The organism is Pseudomonas sp. NPDC090755 (genome assembly GCF_044769005.1).
Lineage (GTDB): Bacteria > Pseudomonadota > Gammaproteobacteria > Pseudomonadales > Pseudomonadaceae > Aquipseudomonas.
On sequence record NZ_JBIVXC010000053.1, the window covers coordinates 1 to 3058 of the forward strand.

At 51.6% G+C, this 3058-nt stretch carries 1 rRNA gene; it reads left to right on the forward strand.

Going from position 1 to position 3058, the window contains the following annotated elements:
* The first annotated feature begins 104 nt into the window (after nucleotides 1-104).
* Nucleotides 105-2995, forward strand: a 23S ribosomal RNA gene (locus tag ACIQUS_RS27155).
* The last annotated feature ends 63 nt before the right edge of the window (nucleotides 2996-3058 follow it).

Genomic DNA, 3058 nt, shown 5'->3' on the forward strand with positions numbered 1-3058 from the left:
CACTTTCACTGGTGTATGTTCAGGCTAAGGTAAAATTTGTGAGTTTTCATGAATTTTCGGCGAATGTCGTCTTCACAGTATAACCAGATTGCTTGGGGTTATATGGTCAAGTGAAGAAGCGCATACGGTGGATGCCTTGGCAGTCAGAGGCGATGAAAGACGTGGTAGCCTGCGATAAGCTTCGGGGAGTCGGCAAACAGACTTTGATCCGGAGATCTCTGAATGGGGGAACCCACTCAGCATAAGCTGAGTATCTTGTACTGAATACATAGGTACAAGAGGCGAACCAGGGGAACTGAAACATCTAAGTACCCTGAGGAAAAGAAATCAACCGAGATTCCCTTAGTAGTGGCGAGCGAACGGGGACTAGCCCTTAAGTGGCTTTGAGATTAGCGGAACGCTCTGGAAAGTGCGGCCATAGTGGGTGATAGCCCTGTACGCGAAAATCTCTTAGTCATGAAATCGAGTAGGACGGAGCACGAGAAACTTTGTCTGAATATGGGGGGACCATCCTCCAAGGCTAAATACTACTGACTGACCGATAGTGAACCAGTACCGTGAGGGAAAGGCGAAAAGAACCCCGGAGAGGGGAGTGAAATAGAACCTGAAACCGTATGCGTACAAGCAGTGGGAGCCTACTTTGTTAGGTGACTGCGTACCTTTTGTATAATGGGTCAGCGACTTATATTCAGTGGCGAGCTTAACCGAATAGGGGAGGCGTAGCGAAAGCGAGTCTTAATAGGGCGCTTAGTCGCTGGGTATAGACCCGAAACCGGGCGATCTATCCATGGGCAGGTTGAAGGTTAGGTAACACTGACTGGAGGACCGAACCGACTACCGTTGAAAAGTTAGCGGATGACCTGTGGATCGGAGTGAAAGGCTAATCAAGCTCGGAGATAGCTGGTTCTCCTCGAAAGCTATTTAGGTAGCGCCTCATGTATCACTGTAGGGGGTAGAGCACTGTTTCGGCTAGGGGGTCATCCCGACTTACCAAACCGATGCAAACTCCGAATACCTACAAGTGCCGAGCATGGGAGACACACGGCGGGTGCTAACGTCCGTCGTGAAAAGGGAAACAACCCAGACCGTCAGCTAAGGTCCCAAAGTCATGGTTAAGTGGGAAACGATGTGGGAAGGCTTAGACAGCTAGGAGGTTGGCTTAGAAGCAGCCACCCTTTAAAGAAAGCGTAATAGCTCACTAGTCGAGTCGGCCTGCGCGGAAGATGTAACGGGGCTCAAACCATGCACCGAAGCTACGGGTATCACGTAAGTGATGCGGTAGAGGAGCGTTCTGTAAGCCTGTGAAGGTGAGTTGAGAAGCTTGCTGGAGGTATCAGAAGTGCGAATGCTGACATGAGTAACGACAATGCGAGTGAAAAACTCGCACGCCGAAAGACCAAGGTTTCCTGCGCAACGTTAATCGACGCAGGGTTAGTCGGTCCCTAAGGCGAGGCTGAAAAGCGTAGTCGATGGAAAACAGGTTAATATTCCTGTACTTCTAGTTATTGCGATGGAGGGACGGAGAAGGCTAGGCCAGCTTGGCGTTGGTTGTCCAAGTTTAAGGTGGTAGGCTGAGATCTTAGGTAAATCCGGGATCTTAAGGCCGAGAGCTGATGACGAGTTGCCTTTAGGCGACGAAGTGGTTGATGCCATGCTTCCAAGAAAAGCTTCTAAGCTTCAGATAACCAGGAACCGTACCCCAAACCGACACAGGTGGTTGGGTAGAGAATACCAAGGCGCTTGAGAGAACTCGGGTGAAGGAACTAGGCAAAATGGCACCGTAACTTCGGGAGAAGGTGCGCCGATGAGGGTGAAGCACTTGCTGCGTAAGCCCACGTCGGTCGAAGATACCAGGCCGCTGCGACTGTTTATTAAAAACACAGCACTCTGCAAACACGAAAGTGGACGTATAGGGTGTGACGCCTGCCCGGTGCCGGAAGGTTAATTGATGGGGTTAGCTAACGCGAAGCTCTTGATCGAAGCCCCGGTAAACGGCGGCCGTAACTATAACGGTCCTAAGGTAGCGAAATTCCTTGTCGGGTAAGTTCCGACCTGCACGAATGGCGTAACGATGGCGGCGCTGTCTCCACCCGAGACTCAGTGAAATTGAAATCGCTGTGAAGATGCAGTGTATCCGCGGCTAGACGGAAAGACCCCGTGAACCTTTACTATAGCTTTGCACTGGACTTTGAATTTGCTTGTGTAGGATAGGTGGGAGGCTTTGAAGCGTGGACGCCAGTTCGCGTGGAGCCATCCTTGAAATACCACCCTGGCAACTTTGAGGTTCTAACTCAGGTCCGTTATCCGGATCGAGGACAGTGTATGGTGGGTAGTTTGACTGGGGCGGTCTCCTCCTAAAGAGTAACGGAGGAGTACGAAGGTGCGCTCAGACCGGTCGGAAATCGGTCGCAGAGTATAAAGGCAAAAGCGCGCTTGACTGCGAGACAGACACGTCGAGCAGGTACGAAAGTAGGTCTTAGTGATCCGGTGGTTCTGTATGGAAGGGCCATCGCTCAACGGATAAAAGGTACTCCGGGGATAACAGGCTGATACCGCCCAAGAGTTCATATCGACGGCGGTGTTTGGCACCTCGATGTCGGCTCATCACATCCTGGGGCTGAAGCCGGTCCCAAGGGTATGGCTGTTCGCCATTTAAAGTGGTACGCGAGCTGGGTTTAGAACGTCGTGAGACAGTTCGGTCCCTATCTGCCGTGGACGTTTGAGATTTGAGAGGGGCTGCTCCTAGTACGAGAGGACCGGAGTGGACGAACCTCTGGTGTTCCGGTTGTCACGCCAGTGGCATTGCCGGGTAGCTATGTTCGGAAGAGATAACCGCTGAAAGCATCTAAGCGGGAAACTTGCCTCAAGATGAGATCTCACTGGAGCCTTGAGCTCCCTGAAGGGCCGTCGAAGACTACGACGTTGATAGGTTGGGTGTGTAAGCGCTGTGAGGCGTTGAGCTAACCAATACTAATTGCCCGTGAGGCTTGACCATATAACACCCAAGCAATCTGCAACGCAGATTGTGGTGGTGAAGACGAAACGAACCGAAAGTTCG